This is a genomic window from Colwellia sp. 12G3 (assembly GCF_002836775.1).
Taxonomy (GTDB): domain Bacteria; phylum Pseudomonadota; class Gammaproteobacteria; order Enterobacterales; family Alteromonadaceae; genus Colwellia.
In genome coordinates this window covers 529,213-547,243 of the sequence record NZ_PJAQ01000068.1, presented here as the reverse complement: position 1 = coordinate 547,243, position 18,031 = coordinate 529,213, and the positions used below count along the sequence as shown (strand labels likewise).

Below are 18,031 nucleotides of genomic sequence, written 5' to 3'. Positions count from 1 at the left end.
ACAACTAAAGAATAAATCGACTTAAATCTTCGTCTTTAACAACTTCGCTTAGTATTTTAGAGACATAAGCTTGATCAATGTTGATTACCTCACCACAGCGTTGGTCCGCATTGAATGATAAATCTTCTACTAAACGCTCCATCATAGTATGTAAACGACGAGCTCCTATATTTTCAGTATTTTCATTAACTTGCCAAGCTGCATCAGCAATGGCTTTAATGCCATCATTGGTAAAAGCTACTGTAACACCCTCAGTCGCGAGTAATGCAATATATTGTTCTGTAAGAGAAGCAAAAGGTTCTGTTAATATACGAACAAAATCATCAGCTGTTAGTGCTTGTAATTCAACACGAATGGGCAAACGCCCCTGCAATTCGGGAATAAGGTCAGATGGTTTTGACATTTGAAAAGCACCTGAAGCAATGAACAAAATATGATCAGTTTTGATCATACCGTGTTTAGTGCTGACAGTGCAGCCTTCAACTAAAGGCAGTAAGTCTCGTTGTACGCCTTCACGAGAAACATCACCACCGCCTGAGTTTTCAGCACGTTTACAGATTTTGTCAATTTCATCGATAAAGACAATGCCATTTTGCTCTACCGCATAAATAGCTTTTTGCTTGATGTCATCTTGATTAACAATCTTAGCGGCTTCTTCTTCTTGTAAAGCTTTCAGGGCTTCTTTAATGTTGAGTTTACGTTTGGTTTTTTTATCACTAGACATATTTTGGAACATGTTTTGCAATTGAGATGTCATATCCTCCATGCCTGGGGGCGCCATGATTTCAACGCCGACAGAAGGTGAAGCTAAATCAAGTTCAATTTCTTTATCATCTAATTTACCTTCACGTAATTTTTTACGGAAAATTTGACGAGTGTTGCTATTTTCACTTCCTTCATCGTTACCAAAACCATCACGTGCAGGGGGTAAAAGTACATTCAAAATACGTTCTTCAGCGGCTTCTTCAGCAAGATGTTTAACACGATCCATCTCATCTTCTTTGACCATTTTTATTGCCATATCAGCAAGGTCACGAATAATGGTTTCAACTTCTTTACCTACATAACCCACTTCGGTGAACTTAGTCGCTTCCACTTTAATAAATGGCGCGTTGGCTAGCCTAGCTAAACGGCGCGCAATTTCAGTTTTACCAACACCTGTTGGTCCAATCATAAGGATATTTTTAGGAGTAACTTCGTTACGTAAACCCTTATCTAACTGCATTCTACGCCAGCGATTTCTTAAGGCGATGGCAACAGCGCGTTTAGCATCACTTTGGCCAACTATGTGGCTATCTAATTCATGGACAATTTCACGTGGGGTCATATTTGACATTATTAATTCCTCGTTGTTGCCTAAGGAGTCTTTACTCAGACTTAGGCCGCATTTAAAGCAGGTTTATTTACTCTAATAAAAGAGCTAGATCTATAGTTCGTCTATGGTCTGTTCTTGGTTGGTAAATACACAGATATTGCCAGCAATAGTAAGTGATTTTTCTACTATTTCTTTTGCGCTTAACTCAGTATTTTCTAAGAGGGCCGTTGCAGCAGATTGGGCGAAATTACCGCCACTACCAATAGCAATAAGGTCATTTTCAGGCTGAATAACATCACCATTACCGGTAATTATTAAAGAGGCCGTTTCATCGGCAACAGCCAATAAGGCTTCAAGTTTTCTTAACGCTCGGTCACTTCGCCAGTCCTTAGCAAGCTCAACCGCCGCTTTAGTTAAATGACCTTGGTGCTGCTCAAGTTTACTTTCGAAACGCTCAAATAAAGTAAAAGCATCTGCTGTACCACCAGCAAAGCCTGCGAGTACTTTTCCATGATATAAACGGCGAACTTTGCGAGCATTGCCTTTCATTATCGTATTGCCAAGGGATACTTGACCATCTCCGCCAATAGCCACTTTGCCATTACGTCTTACTGAAACAATAGTCGTCATATTAACCTCATCTTAACTGAATTCTTTGATGTTAATGTAATTGGGGTCTTTATGATTTTTTCAAGGATTGAGAGGAATATTAATTATTGCCACAACCAAATTTGACAATAATTAATATTGTTCCGTTTAAGTTTATGTTTGTCATTTTCTGCGAGGCGTTTACGTGGGTATGGCCCTAAAAACACCTTATGCCAAGTACCACTTTTACCCGTGACACTTTTCACTTGGGCTTCAAGGCCCGAAAAAGCTATGCGAGCTTTCAACGTTTCAGCTTGTTGTGCTGTTCTGAATGAGCCACATTGCATTTTATAAGGACCTTTTTCTTCGACCTTGTATTGGCCTACTTCAATTTCTTTAGTTTCTAAATCTTTAACATAAGTCCACTTTTCTTTAGGTGGCTCAGGTAATTCCTTCGCTTTGTTTTTAGCTTTGATGTCTTTAGTGGTTTTAACCGGTACTACTAATGGCGTCTTAGTACTGGGATCTGTCTTTAGCGACCATAAACCATAAGAGAAGGCACCAATTAGAATGATGAGTAATAGGCTGATCAATTTCGACTTAAGTGAAACAGTACTGGATTTTATCGACGGTTTTTTACCATTACGGTTAGTATTTTTCTTTTTTGCAGGTGCGCGGGAAACGTAATCTTGATTAGCCATGAAATAGGGAGAGTCGCTAAGAAGGAAATTTTAGCTAGTGTAACCGAGCTAACATGAAAAAACACGGTTACCTTGAGCTTTTTTGTTACCAGTTTAAGTCAATGGGATCGATATCTAAACTCCAACGTACCTTAGTTTGCCATTCGTTGTTGGGTATTAGCGTTAGTAGTTGTAAAATTCCGTGGTGTAATTCTTTTCTTGATTTCGCTTGGATGATCAAGTGATACCTAAACTTACCTGCTTTTTTCTCCATTGCTGCAGGGACGGGTCCGGCAAACTCACAACCGGTTAGTGGCTGTTGGGTTAGCGCTCGTAAAAATTTTTCTGGGTAAGACGGATAGTTTGCATCAGCGCGCAACAATGCTTGAAAAGTAAAAGGTGGTAGTCGTGCCTGTGTTCTTTCTGTCAGTGCTTGGTGGGCAAAATGATGGTAGCCATTATGTACTAAATCTTGCAATAAAGGATGATCAACAAAGTTACTTTGCACTAATACTTTCCCAGGTTTACTGGCACGCCCGGCGCGTCCGGCTACTTGTATCAATAGTTGGGCCATTTGCTCACTAGCACGAAAATCAAAACTAAATAAAGCACCATCAACATCGAGCACAGCAACTAAGGTTACATCGGGGAAATGATGCCCTTTGGCAAGCATTTGCGTACCAACCAGTAGTTGATGTTTTTTATCACTGACTTCTTGCAGTAATTTTGCTAATTCGCCCTTTTTTCGAGTGCTATCTCTGTCTATACGCACAATGGAACTGTCAGGAAATAATTCTTCTAAGCGAGATTCTAATTGCTCAGTTCCTTGACCTAATGGCGCGATACGGACACTGCCACAACTGGGGCATTGAGGAGGTATACGCCTTTGACTACCACAATGATGACAAATAAGTAGCTGTTGCTTTTGGTGTAAAGTATAAGGTTTATCACAACGCTGGCACTCTGCAAGCCAATGACACTCTTGGCAATTGATTGCGGGGGCATAACCTCGTCTGTTTAAGAACAATAAGACTTGTTCACCACGTGCTAAGGTTTTTTTCATTTCATGTTTAAGTGTACCAGACAAGCCGAATTCAACTTGCTGCTGGTTCATATCAATAAGGGCAATTTTAGCTTTATTACTTTTACCGGCTCTATTATGAAGTTGGTGGTAGCTATATTTACCGGATAACGCATTTTGTAAAGACTCAAAGCTTGGCGTAGCGCTGCCTAAAACAATAGGAATATCAAGCTGTCTAGCGCGCAGGATAGCCATATCCCGACCATGGTAGCGAAAACTATCTTGCTGTTTTAATGATGAGTCATGTTCTTCATCGATTATAATTAAGCCCAGACGATGCAAAGGCGTAAAAATAGCCGAGCGCGTGCCAATTACAATGGCAGCACAGCCTTGTTGAGCGCTTAACCAAGTGGCAAGACGTTCTTTATCATTCAACCCTGAATGATGCAGGGCAATAGGTACGTTAAAGCGTTGCTCAAAGCGGCTTAACGTTTGTGGTGTTAAACCAATCTCTGGCACTATCACTAATACTTGTTTGTTATTAGCAAGTACACCTTCCATGGCTTGCAGATATACTTCAGTTTTACCACTGCCGGTAACACCATCAATCAGATGACAAGAGAAGCTTGCTAAGGAGCTATTAATAGCGCTGACAATAATTGCTTGCTCACTTGAAAGTACTAACTTATCAGTTTGGTTGAGCGTGTCTTCTTGCCAAGCAAATTGGCTAACTACCTGCTCTTGTTCAATGATTAACTCTTTACTCTGTAAAGCGTTCAACTGTGCTTTGCTATAACCCAAAGTACGAAGCTCTACCCAACTGATGCCATGATGACTGTGAATCATTTGATAAAGGTCATATTGCTTGGCGGCTTTCTTCGCTAACTTAGTCAATACATCAGTACTGTCTTCATTTAGCGTTTGTGCTTGCCATACCATAGGTGGACTTAAGGTAATGTTTTCTATTTTACGCAGTAATATAGGTAAAGCTTGCTGAAAAACATCGCCAACCGGATGGTGATAATAATGAGCACATAATTGTAAAAAACTAACCAGTGACTGACTTAAATTAAAGTTATCATTTAACCGACCAGCGATACTTTTAATTTTGCTTACTTCGAAATTACACTGCGCTTGTTCATCGATAACAAGACCAATAACCTTTCGCGAACCAAAGGGTACAGCAACACGCTCACCGACTTTAATTGCTGGGTGACTTAGTGTTTCAGGTACTTTGTAAGTAAATAGCTGCCGCATAGGGACAGGAATAGCAACTTGAATGTATTGTTCAGGCACTTTTAATCTGCAGGTTGGTTAGCCATGGTTAGCACTATTTTGCCCCCTGCAATCAATACTGCCAAGTAACAATGTCGCTTTCTGTCTAAATAACACTAACAAGCCTTTTTTTAGCCAGTTTGAGCTTATTTATGTTGCAGTTATTTAGGCTATCATTTATTATTCGCCCCCATTAATTTTTAACTACGTATGGTGCTTGGCATTTCGGTTATCTTAATAGGATAAACTCTTGAAGGGTGTATTCTTGAAAGTAAACAATAAGTAAATGGCTAAGTGGCGATGCGCCCAATTTCTCTTTAAAGAGATAGAGGTTCCCATGAAAAAAGATATTCATCCTAATTACGTTGAGTTCAAAGCAACTTGTTCTTGTGGTAATGTGATCACTACGCGTTCTACTGTAGGTAAAGACCTTCACTTAGACGTATGTTCTGCTTGTCATCCATTCTACACTGGTAAGCAAAAAGCTGCTGAGACCGGTGGTCGTGTTGATAAATTCAACAAACGTTTCGCTGCAATGGGTAAGAAATAGACTTTTCTTATTCGTAGTAAACGTAAAAAAAGCGCCTATTGGCGCTTTTTTTGTGTCTGTAAATTGATACATGTTCTCACCGTAGAGCCCTAATATCCGTTACTATTCAAGATGCATGTTTTAGAGTGCTTGAGCAATTTTAATTCAAGGCACTGTGATGAAATAATGGTTATTCAGGCGAAAATTCTCAGGATAATTGCTCCTGCATTATCTAATAAGGTACTTCCTGTAGCGTCTGAATTCTTTAATAACACCATCCATGTAGCGTACTTATAAATCCAGTAACGATGAAGTGATGTTACTTAAACGCTTCTACGATGGGTATAAAGTCATTTTAATTCCCACTGAAATCCTGCACTTTGATTGGTAAAGGGTATATATTAATTTCTCTAAACGTGTAGACATAAAAAAGCCCAGACAATAAATGCTGGGCCTTCTGTTAAATCACTAAATCATTAGACTTTAAGTGCTTTGTTTATCATCAAGCTAATATAAGCATCTTGTGCTTTTATTTCCGCATTCTTACCAAAACCCATAGCAGAGCTCTTATCTAAAATATCAGTCAATTGGCCTAGTGCGGCTGCTTTAGCTAAGTTGTCATAAGATGATGGTTTAGCAACACCAGCAATATCAATTAGACGTTTAACATATTCTACTTGAATGTTACGGCTAGTAGAGCTGCTCTTTTTACTCTCCACAAAAATAGCAGCGGTTAAGTCAGCCATTACAGCGGTTAAGGCGTAGTCATTACCGTATAAACTGGTGTCGGAAATACGCTTCAATACGTTTTCATGCAATAGCTGATTTAAAACCGACTTTTGCATATTTAAAATCATATCATGCGCTTTAGGATCTTCATTTTTACTGTAATGGTTGAAACCACGGCGTTGGTGTTGCATATAACTATATAGAGGTTGCATGCTTGCTAAGGTATCGCTGGCAAAGACATAACTGGTTAGTGCTTTCATCGCAGCTTGCTGTCTTTCTTTAGGTACTGGCGTATAAGGCAAACTTTGTTCAGCATTGCTATCAACTACATTACGCTCAACATAAACACCACCAATTTGGCGAGAAATGACATCGGCTTGGCTCTTGTATTGACCAAAAAGTGAATTGGCTGAAACTAATAATTGCTGATATGACTGACCGTCAACTAAGGTTTTATCTTTTAATTCACTAAATAGACCTTGAATCAACTGCATACGGTCGGCTGCATATGCAACAGGATTAGACGATAAATCTCCTGTCATAATACGTGGATCTATATGGCGACCTGGAGCGCGCATATCATCAGCATCATTACCAAAAGCTAAACCTTTTTCAGCTGAGCGGGCTAATATTTTAGCTAAACGTTCAGCTTCTTGTTCTGGATTTTCAAGGGCAACTGAATAACCGTAGTTAATGGCCCAATCATCATATGGACCAGGTTCAGTGTGAAAATAATCACCTTGTGTAGTGCCTTTAGGGGCAACATTAATCGGTGCATAATCCATTACCGAGCCAGTTAATACACCTTGGGTCATCGATTTATCGTGGATTTCTTTTTCATCCCACATTATTGATGCTTTCATGTTGTGATTTAAACCAAGAGTATGGCCAACCTCATGTAGAACTAGATGACGTAAACCTTCTTTTAACACGGCTTTATTTTCAATATCACTACCGTTTGACATGCTTTGGCCAAGTAAGAGTCCTTGTTGTAACTCATGACCAGCACTACAGTTCAATGCATTGCTAGAGCCAGGTGTCTGATGCATGGATTCTTCTGAATGACTAAAACCAACGCTTGCAGATCCTTCACTATATAAACTGCTATATATCCAACGGTTTTTCATAAAGACAAATTCAAGCATGATATCAGCGCCAAGCATCTCACCCGTTAATGGGTTGGCTAAAGACGGCCCATAGCCACCAAAACGTGGTTGTGGTGATGATGTCCAGCGAAGTACGTTGTATTTTAGATCACCTGCTTGCCATGTGGCATCATCAGGCTGAATTTTAACTTGTAGCGCATTTTTAAAACCCGCTTTCTCAAAAGATGAGTTCCATGCTAATACTGCCTCGCTAATGGTGTCACGCCACTCTACAGGTGTGGTATTTTCAATCCACCAGACAATGGGTTCAACAGGCTCAGATAATGCCGCGTTTGGATCTTTTTTTACTAAATTCCAACGATTAATGACATCTTTATAAGGTGCCCAGCTACTCGACGTCATCTGATCATATTGAGTACCAAAATAACCAATACGAGCATCTTCATAACGTGGAGAAAATTCTTCTTTAGGTAATTCAATGAAAGAGTGTTGCAACTTAATTGATACTGAACGTGGGTCGGAAACAGCGTTAGAGCCATAAACACTGGGGTTAGGATTGTTGAAGACATAATCGACAACAATATCAACATTATTATCGTAAGCACGTTTGTTTAGAATTCGTGATTTTTTGCTATCTAACTTACCTACTTTAAAACGTTTCTTGGCATCTTTATCATCTACTCGTGCCCATGGAGACACTTTATGCAGCGCTTCACTTAAGAAAAGTTCATCTACTTTTAATGCGATTTGACCGTTTTCTACTTTTTCAATTTTTAAACTGGCTAAAACTGCTTCGCTTATATTGGCATCTTTAGCACGGCTAAGTGGATTTTTTGCATCAAATTGGTAGCGAGACGTTTTCGTAATGATGTCGACACGGTCAAAGTAACGTCTAAATTCAATAATTTTATCACCGCGGTAACCACCACGAAAATGACCCGCATCAGCTAAACCATCAACGGTTTGCGCAAAATGTAAAAAAGGCGTGTCTAATTGGCTTTCATCAAGCAGCATTAAGGTTTCACCAGTCTTTATATCTTGATAAAAATCGAACAAGCCTATTGTTGCTGTCTTCTTCTCAATCATTTGCTCAATAGTTTGATCTTTCTTTTCCGGTTTCTCTTTTTTTTCGTCATCGGCGAATGCTATTTGGGTACTACCTAAAGCGAGTGTAAGTGCTATGGCGAGACTGGTTAATTTCATTAAAAATCCTTATGGGCTGCTGTTGTTATTATTATAGTTATTGAAATAGTTATGTTAATTTACACAGGATTGTAGGTAAAAGCTAACTAAGCAGAATTAGCAAAGCGTAACAAGATGTTACAAAGAGTGTTTTAGTTCTGTTACTTTATTTAATCATTTTTCAATTTTATAAAATACTCTTTAAACCTTTTGGACATGTTAGGTATCTTAGTTAATACCAGGCATTATTCTAGACAGCTATATTGGATAATTATTTTGAACCAGAGAGAGGCTTTAGCATTTGGATAGCCAAATAAATAAGCATAAAAAAGTCATTGATGGCAAGGCACTCTTCAATGCCAATAAAGCACAGAGCTCTGATGAGAGTGATGGTGAACAGGCATGGATAGCACAAGCAAAGCAAGGGTCACAAAGTGCTTTTTATCAGCTTTATAAAAAACATCACCGGCAAATTTATGCCTTGTGTTGGCGAATGCTGGCAGATAAAGACAGTGCTGAAGATGTATGTCAGGAAGTTTTTGTTGTGCTGTGGCAAAAAATTAATAATTTTCGTGGCGAAAGTAAATTCAGTACTTGGCTGCACAGCGTCGCGACAAATGTAGTGTTAGGACATTTACGTAAACATAAAAATTGGTTGCAGCGTGTTTTTAGCATTGAAGAACAGGGGGCAAACGTAGCAGAGCCAAGTGTCAGTTTAACAGATGACTCAACGCTCACTATATTAGATCAGCACATTGCCTGTTTACCTGAACGAGCCCGCTTAGTTTTTGTGTTGTTTGCTGTTGAAGGTTATCGCCATGAGGAAATTTCAAAAATGTTAAAAATGGCGGTAGGTTCAAGTAAATCGCAGTATCACAGAGCGAGAAACTTATTAAAAGAATCATTAACGGCTAGTGATTATATATCGGTTGAGGAGGAGATGAATCATGAGTAAGCATAAACCTCAAGATAAAGTAGTGTCAGATAAATTACTCGCAGATCAAGTAATAATGCTACCTAATGAAATGACGCCAGAGCGAGATTTATGGCCAGGTATCGAACGAGCTATTAATCATAATAGTCAGAAAATCACAGCAGATAAGCAAAGTAATGTCTTTGTGCCAAGTGCCTGGGCAGCATCTATTGCCATAGTAATATTGATGTCTTGGTTGACTTTTTCACCCGTTATAAATGACAAAAATGTACATGGATTAGTGAAAACGCAAAGCGAAGTTAGCGTAACGCAAGGGCAGTTAGTCAATTTTATGCAACAAAATTTTAAGCAACAAAAACAAACATTGTTAGCAAGTTATGGCCAACCAACAGTTGATAAATTACCCGCTGCAATGCAGCAAGAATTAAAACAACTAGCCGATGCCAGAGCATCAATCAGAACAGCGCTACTAACTGATGAGAATAACGCCGACTTATTAAATTTATTAGATTTTACACAACAGCAAGAGTTGAAATTGTTACAACAATTATATCGCCAATATCAAGTGATTTAGCTAAATAGACGTTACTTAAAACAGAACGAGCTAAACACAGTACTCAATATCCCAGAAGAGGTTCTTATGAACAAATTAACGAGAAAAATACAGCAATGCGCAAATATCATCACAGCGGTGTCTTGCTTAATATTAAGTGGGCAAACATTTGCAGCAACTGAAATAGCAGAGAGCTTGCCAAGTGATAATGTCACTAACGTATCCATTAATAACCACAGTGGCATGATTAATGTTGTGGGATGGGATAAAGATAAAATATCAGTTACCGGTACTTTAGATGATGATGCTGAAAAACTTATCTTTGAACAAAAAGGCGCACAAGTTCTTATTAAGGTTGAATACCCAAGAATGGATAATTGGAGCGCTGACGGTTCGAAAATAACTGTTTTTATGCCAAAAAACATTCGGATGAAATCGTCAAGTATTTCTAGCGACATTCATTTATCAAACTTACATGGTGGCGTTGAAGTTAAAACCGTTAGTGGTGATGTTTTGGCAAAAAATGTAACTCAAAATGTTGAGCTCAATAGTATAAGTGGCAATATCAATAGTGATAAATTATCAGGCAAGGTATCGTTATCTGCTGTTAGTGGCGATATAAAAGATACTGACTCCACTGGGCGATTAGAGATTAGATCCGTAAGTGGCGAAGTGACTATCAATAGCCAAGCCAAGGAAGTTTTTTTTAATAACGTTTCCGGTAGAAGTAAACTTAATTTAGCCGAAGTGATGGAATTACGTATCAGAACAGTCAGTGGTGATTTACAAGCTAAAGTAACTTTAAATGAGAAAGCATTACTTAAAGCCTCAACGGTGAGTGGCGACTTAGCTTTTACTTTTCAAAAAGATGTTAATGCTGACTTTAGCCTTAAATCAAGTGTTGGCGGCGACATAGACAATAATATTACTCAGGATAAAACTGAGCATGATGAATATGGTCCTGGTGCAAAGTTAAATTTTCAAACGGTTAATGGTAGTGCTTTAGTAAGAGTGTCAACGGTTAGTGGTAACGTTAAGGTGAGTAGTAAGTAATACGTACCAGGCCACTTGAAGGTGCTCGTTTCAGAGCGCTTGAGTAATTTCAAAGCAAGGCGTTAGTTTTAGAAAGGGTATATACCCGTCACCAATCAAGATGCATGTTTCAGAGTGCTTGAGCAATTTCAATTCAAGGCGCTGTGATGAAATAATGGTTACTCCCTTATAAATCACAGCAACGATGAAGTGATGTTGCTCAAGCGCTTCTTTGATGGGTTTAAAATCACTTTATACCGCGTTAAATAATCAAACCATAGAATGACTATGCTTAAATTATTTTACTTGCCTAAAGTGATTTTAATTCCCACTGAAATCCTGCACTTTGAATGGTAACGGGTATATTTACTCATTATGCTCTTTTTTGGATAAACTTTTATATTCCCATCGGGCAAATTCTGCTACATTAGCAATCCTTTTTTAGATACTCGCGAGCGTTGTTTTACCTTGCTTATAGCAATAGTCAAAACAAAAATTAAGACAAGCGCGAGTATGGTGATGTAGCAGAGTAGGGTTAAGGTAATGGCCGACAAAAAGCCACGTAAATTTGCAAAAGAACAACAATTTATTCGAGATAAACAAATCGATGAATTGAAAGTACCTCCTCACTCGTTAGAAGCGGAACAATCGGTTCTTGGTGGACTACTACTTGATAATGAAACCTGGGATCGTGTTGCTGAAAGAGCAGTCGCTGCTGATTTTTATAGTCGTTCACATCGCCTTATTTTTGAAACCATTGGCGCATTAATTGAACTGGGTGAACCCGTTGATTTAATTACCTTGTCAGAAGCCTTAGAAAACGATCAAAAGCTTGATGATGCTGGCGGTTTTGTTTATCTCGCTGAGATGATGAAGAATACGCCAAGTGCCGCTAACATCACGGCTTATGCCGACATTGTTCGTGAGCGTGCAGTAACCCGTGAAATGATCAGTGTTGCTAATGAAATAGCTGAAGCAGGTTATGATACCCAAGGGCGCACCAGTGCCGAATTACTCGATTTTGCTGAAACCAAAGTCTTTGCTATTGCAGAAAAACGTGCCAATAAATCAGAAGGTCCAGAAAGTCTAAATAGTGTTTTGGAAAAAACGGTTGATCGTATTGAAAAGCTTTGTTCATCACCATCGGGTGGTGTTACGGGTGTACCAAGTGGTTATGCTGATTTAGATAAAATGACGGCTGGTTTGCAAAAATCTGATTTAATCATTGTTGCTGCTCGTCCATCAATGGGGAAAACAACTTTTGCGATGAACTTGGCTGAGCATGCTGCGATGACACAAGAACATCCAGCACTTATTTTTAGCCTAGAGATGCCTGCAGATCAAATCATGATGCGTATGTTGGCTTCTTTAGGGCGAATTGATCAAACCAAAATTCGTACTGGTCAGTTAGAAGATGAAGATTGGGCACGCCTTTCTTCAACCATGGGCTTGCTCATGGAAAAAGGCAAAATGTTCATTGATGATGCTGCAGGTCTAACGCCAACAGAAGTTCGTTCAAGAGCACGAAGAATACATCGTGATCATGGCGGTATCAGTCTGATCATGATTGATTATTTACAATTAATGCGTGCACCACAATTCTCTGATAACCGTACGCTAGAGGTTGCTGAAATTTCTCGTTCACTCAAAGCCTTAGCGAAAGAGTTGAAAGTGCCTGTTGTGGCACTATCTCAGTTAAACCGTGGCTTGGAGCAACGTTCCGATAAACGACCTATTAACTCAGATTTACGTGAATCAGGTTCAATAGAGCAGGATGCTGATTTAATCATGTTTATTTATCGTGATGAAGTTTATAACGATGATAGTGAATTTAAAGGTATGGCAGAAATTATCATTGGTAAGCAACGTAACGGACCTATTGGTCGTGTTCCGCTTACATTCCAAGGTAAGTACTCTCGTTTTGACAATTACGCCGGGCCACATGTTCTAGAAGAAGACTAAACTAATAGCTAAATAGTATTCATCTTGTCGTTGTATGGTCCAATTTAGGCGTCAAAAGTACTCACAAATTCTTCGGGAAATAATTTGCACATGCAAAGCATGACCTGAAAGGTGGAGTACAGGATGTACGGAGTCTTGACTAACGTCAACTCCGTGCTTCTTCCTTTAACTTGAACTATATAACTTAAAGTTGAATGCTATTAACGTTAGTTAGTTAGTTAGTTAGTTAGTTAGTTAGTTAGTTAGTTAGTTAGTTAGTTAGTTAGTTAGTTAGTTAGTTAGTTAGTTAGTTAGTTAGTTAGTTAGTTAGTTAGTTAGGATTAGAGGCTAACCTTTAAGTCGTCATCCTCGTGGTGTTTTCATCGAGGATCCAGTTCGCTATCTCTTAGTTCTTTATTCACCATTGATGGTAATCACAATCGTGCGGCTTCCTGCATGGTTTCTATGTTCACCTAAATATATTCCCTGCCAAATCCCAATACTCAATTGTCCTGACGTAATAGGCAAGCTCAAACTATTTCCTAATAGACTTGCCTTAATATGGGCTGGCATATCATCATCACCTTCATAGGTATGCTGATAATAAGGTGCTTGTTCAGGCACAAAGTGATTAAAGTGCGCTTCCATATCTGAGCGTACTGTCGGGTCAGCATTTTCATTAAGAGTAATGGAAGCTGAGCTATGTTTTATAAAAAGGTGAATAATTCCACAGTTCACTTTGTGCAGTTCTGGTAGCTGGTGAAGTATTTCCTCAGTGATTAAATGAAAACCACGCTTTCTCGCCTTCAATATTAATTCAGTTTGATACCACATGGTTTATCCCAATGATTTATTTGTTATTCGTGTATAAGTTCGCAAATTCTTTGATAGCTTCAGGTAGTAACTTTTCTATCATGGCTAGCTGCTTACTATTTTTATCATAACGGGCATAAAGCTTTTTATGAATGCCAGTTTCTCCTAAGCGCATACAATGAAATAGTGACTGCTGGGTAACGCTTGTTACTAGCCAATCTGGCAAAGTTGCCACGCCCATGTTTGCTGAGACCATTTGTAACATGACATGGCTATTAGTCACTTGTTTTATTTTACTGGGTTTACATTTAGCTGGCGTTAAAAATAATTTAAAGATATCTAATTGTTCGGGCGGTAAAGGGTAAGTTAGCAGGGTAAATTTGTTAAAGTGCTCGGGTAGTAAATAAGAAAGCGCTGTATTCGTCCCATCAGGAATATATTGCTTTATTTGTGATAGCTGATGGTTAGATGTTTCTTGATTAGCCGCTTTTTGATTCGAAAGCACAGCGACTACCTCAAACTGACCTATCTCTTGATAAATCACGTTTTCTTCTGCTAATTGCTCGTCAGTAAAAAGAATATCAATTTCCTCTTCACTTGGCCGTTTGTGCTTATGTATGTCAAATGACTTATCAATAAATTCAAGTTCAATCTTATTTTTTTGCTTTGAAAAGTGATTTGTTACGGGTAATAACCATTGAAAGCAGGCATGACAGGCAATAGCTATTTTTAAGGAAGTTTCCGTTAATATTGGTGATTTTAAGGTGTTATTTACCTTCATAATTTTAGGTAATATTTCTTCGCCCAAACTAAGTAGTACTTTTCCTGCGTCAGTAAATTCAACAGGTGAAGTATTACGAATAAATAATGGCGCATTTAAACGTAACTCTAGATCTTTTATTTGATGTGACAACGCTGATTGACTACTAAATAACTCTTCAGCAGCTTTACGGATATTCCCTGTATTGGCAAGGGTTGTTAGTGTTTTTAAATGTTTAATTTCGAACATGGTGAATTTATTTCAACTCCCTGTTGAATTATTTACGCTTGTCTTTAAAGCTGTTTTTCTAGAGTATAACCATTTAAACGTCTAGACGTCCATTTGTTTTTTTCATAAAAATGGATATCGGGATAGCTAGCCAGTTAACAGAGTTAATACCTTTTTATTAACAGATCAAATAACATATTGGAGCAGACATGCAAATTCATAACTTAGGTTTCCCATGAATAGGCGAAAAGCGCGAACTCAAATTCTCCTTAGAAAAGTACTGGTGTGGTGAATTATCACAAATTGACTAAATACAACGAAAAAAAAAGCACCTTAGTAATTAGCTAAGGTGCTTTTTATTTAACGCTAGTAAAAATTAGCGAGAGTTAATTAGTCTAGTTCGTGTAACCAAGCGGCATGACGTGGTGCACGTTTAGTCACGGACCACTCTTCAATCATGTCGTGAGCGACTCTGTTAAGTTCTTTATATTGTTCACTAGTACCTATATCGGCTGCAAGCTCTAAACGGTGACCATTAGGATCAAAGAAATATATAGATTTAAATACGCCGTGATTAACGGGACCTAAAATTTCAACGCCTTTACTTTCAAGTTCTTCTTTAGCGGTTACTAAGGCATCATAACTAGCAACTCTTAAGGCAATATGTTGCACCCAAGCTGGCGTATTTTGATCTCTGTCCATAACGGGTGAGTTAGGTAATTCAAAAAATGCTAATACATTTTCATTTCCTGCATCGAGGAAAATATGCATATAAGGATCAGGTGCTTTGGTTGAAGGCACTTCATTTTCAGCGATAGCTAACACTAAATCCATGTTTAGCTTGTCTTTGTACCAAGTCGTTGTTTCTTTTGCGTCTTTACAACGATAGGCAACGTGATGAATTTTTTCTATATTAATCATGATCAGGACTTCTATTAAAATAGCTTATGAGGTGATTTTAATCATAAAGCGACCTATTAGGCTAATTTTAGCCCTATTTAGTAAAACACTATGCGTCAGGGGGAGTTGACGGCTGTAAAAAATTACTTACAGCCTTAACCGATAAGCATGCTTTTACTAAGCACAACTAAGGTAATACGAAGGGCAAATTAGGCCAGTATTACTGTTTTATCGCCATTGATACAAACGCGCTGTTCCGCATGAATTCTTACCGCATGACTCAATGCTGTTGCTTCTAGATCATGGCCCATATGCACCATTTGCTCTATGGTAAAAGTGTGATTAATGGGCTTTACTTCTTGCGCGATTATAGGACCCTCATCGAGATTAGCCGTTACATAATGGGCCGTTGCTCCAATAACTTTAACGCCACGCGCATGCGCTTGGTGATAAGGGCGAGCACCTTTAAAGCTAGGTAAAAAGGAGTGGTGGATATTAATGGCTTTACCTTGTAATTGTTGGCATAAACCATCCGAGAGTATTTGCATGTAACGTGCTAATACTAATAAATCGACCTTAAGCTCTGTCATCAAAGTAATAATTTGAGCTTCTTGCTCTAGCTTAGTTTCTGCACTTACCGGTAAGTGATAAAAGGGCACTTTATGCCATTCACTTAACGCCTGACAATCTTGATGATTAGAGATAACACCCACAATATTGATAGGTAAAACACCAGAGCGCCATTTAGTCAGTAATGAGACTAAACAATGATCATCTTTTGACACCGCAATAAGGATATTGGGTACATCCTCACGTTTACGTAATTGATACGTCATGGCGAGCGGTTTTGCTAATTCATCTAATGCCTCAACAAACTCACTACTTGAAACGGTTAGGTTACGATCATCAAACGCAATACGTGAAAAAAATGTTTCACTATAAGGGTCACTATACTGGGAGGTTTCGGTAATAAAAGCACCGTGTAAAAACAGGCTTTGCGATACATTGGCTAAAACGCCACTATTGTCAGGGCATTGCCAAGTTAAAATATAATGTGTGGCTGAAGACATAAGGATCTTATTTACCTCTTTACTTATTTAGTCATTTGGATTACAGCCATCATTAGATATTTTTCGGTGCAATGCCAGTGCTTTAATAGCTTGTCTGGCTATATCTTATAGAATTAATAACCAGCAAAGCGAATGAATCTGTCTAACTAGTTCGAATCATCTGATTCAAATGAATTCTGAATTTTAATTTTATTCTTAATGTAAAGTAGCTCAACTTTCTCTCTAGCCCATGGCGTTTTACGTAAAAACTTTAAGGTTGATTGAATACTTGGATCGTCAGTAAAGCATTTGATTTTGATTGTTTTACCTAACGTTTCAAAGCCAAAGTAGGCTTCTAGTTCAGTGACTATGGTCTTTAGCGTGAGACCATGAAGAGGATTGTAAGGCTGGTTATCCATTATTAATTCCAATAAGTAACATCACGACTAGTTCAGTGTACTTGTAGTCGCATGTAAACAAAAAACACAATAATGACAGTATATCATTATTGTGTTTTATTGGTGTATAGCTTAGTTATTTAGCGCTTTAATAGACTAAAAATTGACTAGCTAAAGTACTGTGTTAACTCATCATTACCACCAATATACTTACCATCAATAAAAACTTGTGGTGTAGTATCTGCCTTTGAAATAGCACGCATTGCCGTAATCGTTGTATCTTCACCTAATACTAACTCTTCATACTGTAAACCTTGCTCAGTTAATAACGCTTTAGCTTTAGCACAATGAGAACAGCCATGCTTGGTGAAAATTGCTACTTCAGTGCTTTGAACCGCTGCAGGATTAATAAAGTTAAGCATGGTATCAGCATCAGATACTTCAAATGGGTCGCCAGGTAAATCAGGCTCGATGAACATTTTTTCAATAATGCCATTTTTCACTAACATGGCATAACGCCAGCTACGCTTGCCAAAACCTATCTCAGCTTTATCAACCAACAAACCCATACCTTGGGTAAACTCACCGTTACCATCTGGAATAAAGCTAATTTTGTCGGCATCTTGGTCTTTTGCCCAAGCATTCATAACAAAGGTATCGTTTACAGAAACGCAAACAATCTCATCAACACCATTAGCAAAAAACTTAGGAGCTAATTCGTTATAACGCGGTAAATGAGAAGATGAACAGGTTGGGGTAAACGCACCGGGCAATGAAAAAACTACCACTGTTTTATTCGCAAATATATCGTCATAATTACGTGAAGTCCATGTGTCATCAGCTATGATTGGAAAAGTGACTGCAGGGACTTTTTGACCGGTAATATCGTTAAACATAATGAAATCCTTTGTGGTTGATTGTATTTATTCTGTGAGTAGCTACTTAACCTGAGGTTTGGATAAGAGTTTTGTAACTTATTGAAGTTAGGTGAACAAATT

At 38.4% G+C, this 18,031-nt stretch carries 16 protein-coding genes; 5 read left to right on the top strand and 11 right to left on the bottom strand.

All coding sequences use genetic code 11. The features are described 5' to 3' along the window. Window positions 1-4: 4 nt before the first annotated feature. The 4 genes from hslU to priA all read right to left on the bottom strand — a co-directional run bounded on the left by hslU (window position 5) and on the right by priA (window position 4,900). The gene (gene hslU / locus CXF71_RS20005) at window positions 5-1,336 is read right to left on the bottom strand and encodes an HslU--HslV peptidase ATPase subunit (RefSeq protein ID WP_101234681.1); all 1,332 of its coding nucleotides are present in this window, start codon (window positions 1,334-1,336) and stop codon (window positions 5-7) included. Window positions 1,337-1,426: 90 nt separating this feature from the next. Further along, window positions 1,427-1,945 (bottom strand): ATP-dependent protease subunit HslV, encoded by a 519-nt coding sequence (hslV, locus tag CXF71_RS20000; RefSeq protein ID WP_101234680.1) that lies wholly within the window; start codon window positions 1,943-1,945, stop codon window positions 1,427-1,429. A gap of 83 nt (window positions 1,946-2,028) precedes the next feature. Further along, window positions 2,029-2,604: an SPOR domain-containing protein gene (locus CXF71_RS19995; RefSeq protein WP_101234679.1), complete on the bottom strand. Its 576-nt coding sequence runs from the start codon at window positions 2,602-2,604 to the stop codon at window positions 2,029-2,031. 85 nt (window positions 2,605-2,689) lie between these two features. Then, on the bottom strand, window positions 2,690-4,900 hold the full coding sequence (gene priA / locus CXF71_RS19990) for a primosomal protein N' (protein WP_101234678.1): 2,211 nt from the start codon (window positions 4,898-4,900) through the stop codon (window positions 2,690-2,692). Window positions 4,901-5,216: 316 nt separating this feature from the next. Between priA and rpmE the strand changes: the two genes are divergently transcribed. Then, entirely contained in the window at window positions 5,217-5,429 is a 213-nt protein-coding gene (gene rpmE, locus CXF71_RS19985; protein ID WP_101234677.1) for a 50S ribosomal protein L31, read from the top strand. Window positions 5,430-5,884: 455 nt separating this feature from the next. Here rpmE and CXF71_RS19980 read toward each other — a convergent pair whose 3' ends face one another. Then, window positions 5,885-8,446, bottom strand: a complete 2,562-nt coding sequence (locus CXF71_RS19980; protein ID WP_101234676.1) for a zinc-dependent metalloprotease — start codon at window positions 8,444-8,446, stop codon at window positions 5,885-5,887. Window positions 8,447-8,759: 313 nt separating this feature from the next. Here CXF71_RS19980 and CXF71_RS19975 point away from each other — a divergent pair, with 313 nt between their 5' ends. The 4 genes from CXF71_RS19975 (at window position 8,760) to dnaB (ending at window position 12,906) form a co-directional block, all read left to right on the top strand. Further along, window positions 8,760-9,380, top strand: a complete 621-nt coding sequence (locus CXF71_RS19975; RefSeq protein WP_232771578.1) for an RNA polymerase sigma factor — start codon at window positions 8,760-8,762, stop codon at window positions 9,378-9,380. After that, window positions 9,373-9,933 (top strand): hypothetical protein, encoded by a 561-nt coding sequence (locus tag CXF71_RS19970; RefSeq protein WP_101234674.1) that lies wholly within the window; start codon window positions 9,373-9,375, stop codon window positions 9,931-9,933. Before CXF71_RS19975 ends, CXF71_RS19970 begins: the two co-directional genes overlap by 8 nt. A 66-nt stretch (window positions 9,934-9,999) precedes the next feature. Next, a complete protein-coding gene (locus tag CXF71_RS19965) occupies window positions 10,000-10,965 on the top strand; it encodes a DUF4097 family beta strand repeat-containing protein (protein WP_101234673.1) in 966 nt (321 codons plus the stop codon). Between the two features lie 522 nt (window positions 10,966-11,487). Then, window positions 11,488-12,906 carry a replicative DNA helicase gene (gene dnaB / locus CXF71_RS19960; protein ID WP_101234672.1) on the top strand — a complete coding sequence of 473 codons (1,419 nt, stop codon included), beginning with the start codon at window positions 11,488-11,490 and terminating at the stop codon, window positions 12,904-12,906. Between the two features lie 393 nt (window positions 12,907-13,299). On the opposite strand, the gene CXF71_RS19955 is transcribed toward dnaB, so the two are convergent. From CXF71_RS19955 to CXF71_RS19930, 6 genes are all read right to left on the bottom strand, one after another. Then, complete coding sequence (locus CXF71_RS19955; protein WP_101234671.1) at window positions 13,300-13,719, bottom strand: secondary thiamine-phosphate synthase enzyme YjbQ; 420 nt, start codon at window positions 13,717-13,719, stop codon at window positions 13,300-13,302. Between the two features lie 16 nt (window positions 13,720-13,735). Further along, window positions 13,736-14,707 carry a LysR family transcriptional regulator gene (locus CXF71_RS19950; RefSeq protein WP_101234670.1) on the bottom strand — a complete coding sequence of 324 codons (972 nt, stop codon included), beginning with the start codon at window positions 14,705-14,707 and terminating at the stop codon, window positions 13,736-13,738. A 369-nt stretch (window positions 14,708-15,076) separates the two neighbouring features. Then, window positions 15,077-15,607, bottom strand: coding sequence for a VOC family protein (locus tag CXF71_RS19945; protein WP_101234669.1), 531 nt, complete (start codon window positions 15,605-15,607; stop codon window positions 15,077-15,079). Between the two features lie 188 nt (window positions 15,608-15,795). Continuing rightward, a complete protein-coding gene (purU, locus tag CXF71_RS19940) occupies window positions 15,796-16,656 on the bottom strand; it encodes a formyltetrahydrofolate deformylase (RefSeq protein WP_101234668.1) in 861 nt (286 codons plus the stop codon). A gap of 146 nt (window positions 16,657-16,802) precedes the next feature. Then, entirely contained in the window at window positions 16,803-17,054 is a 252-nt protein-coding gene (locus tag CXF71_RS19935) for a VF530 family DNA-binding protein (RefSeq protein WP_101234667.1), read from the bottom strand. A gap of 146 nt (window positions 17,055-17,200) precedes the next feature. After that, window positions 17,201-17,929: a glutathione peroxidase gene (locus CXF71_RS19930; RefSeq protein WP_101234666.1), complete on the bottom strand. Its 729-nt coding sequence runs from the start codon at window positions 17,927-17,929 to the stop codon at window positions 17,201-17,203. Between the last annotated feature and the right edge of the window lie 102 nt (window positions 17,930-18,031).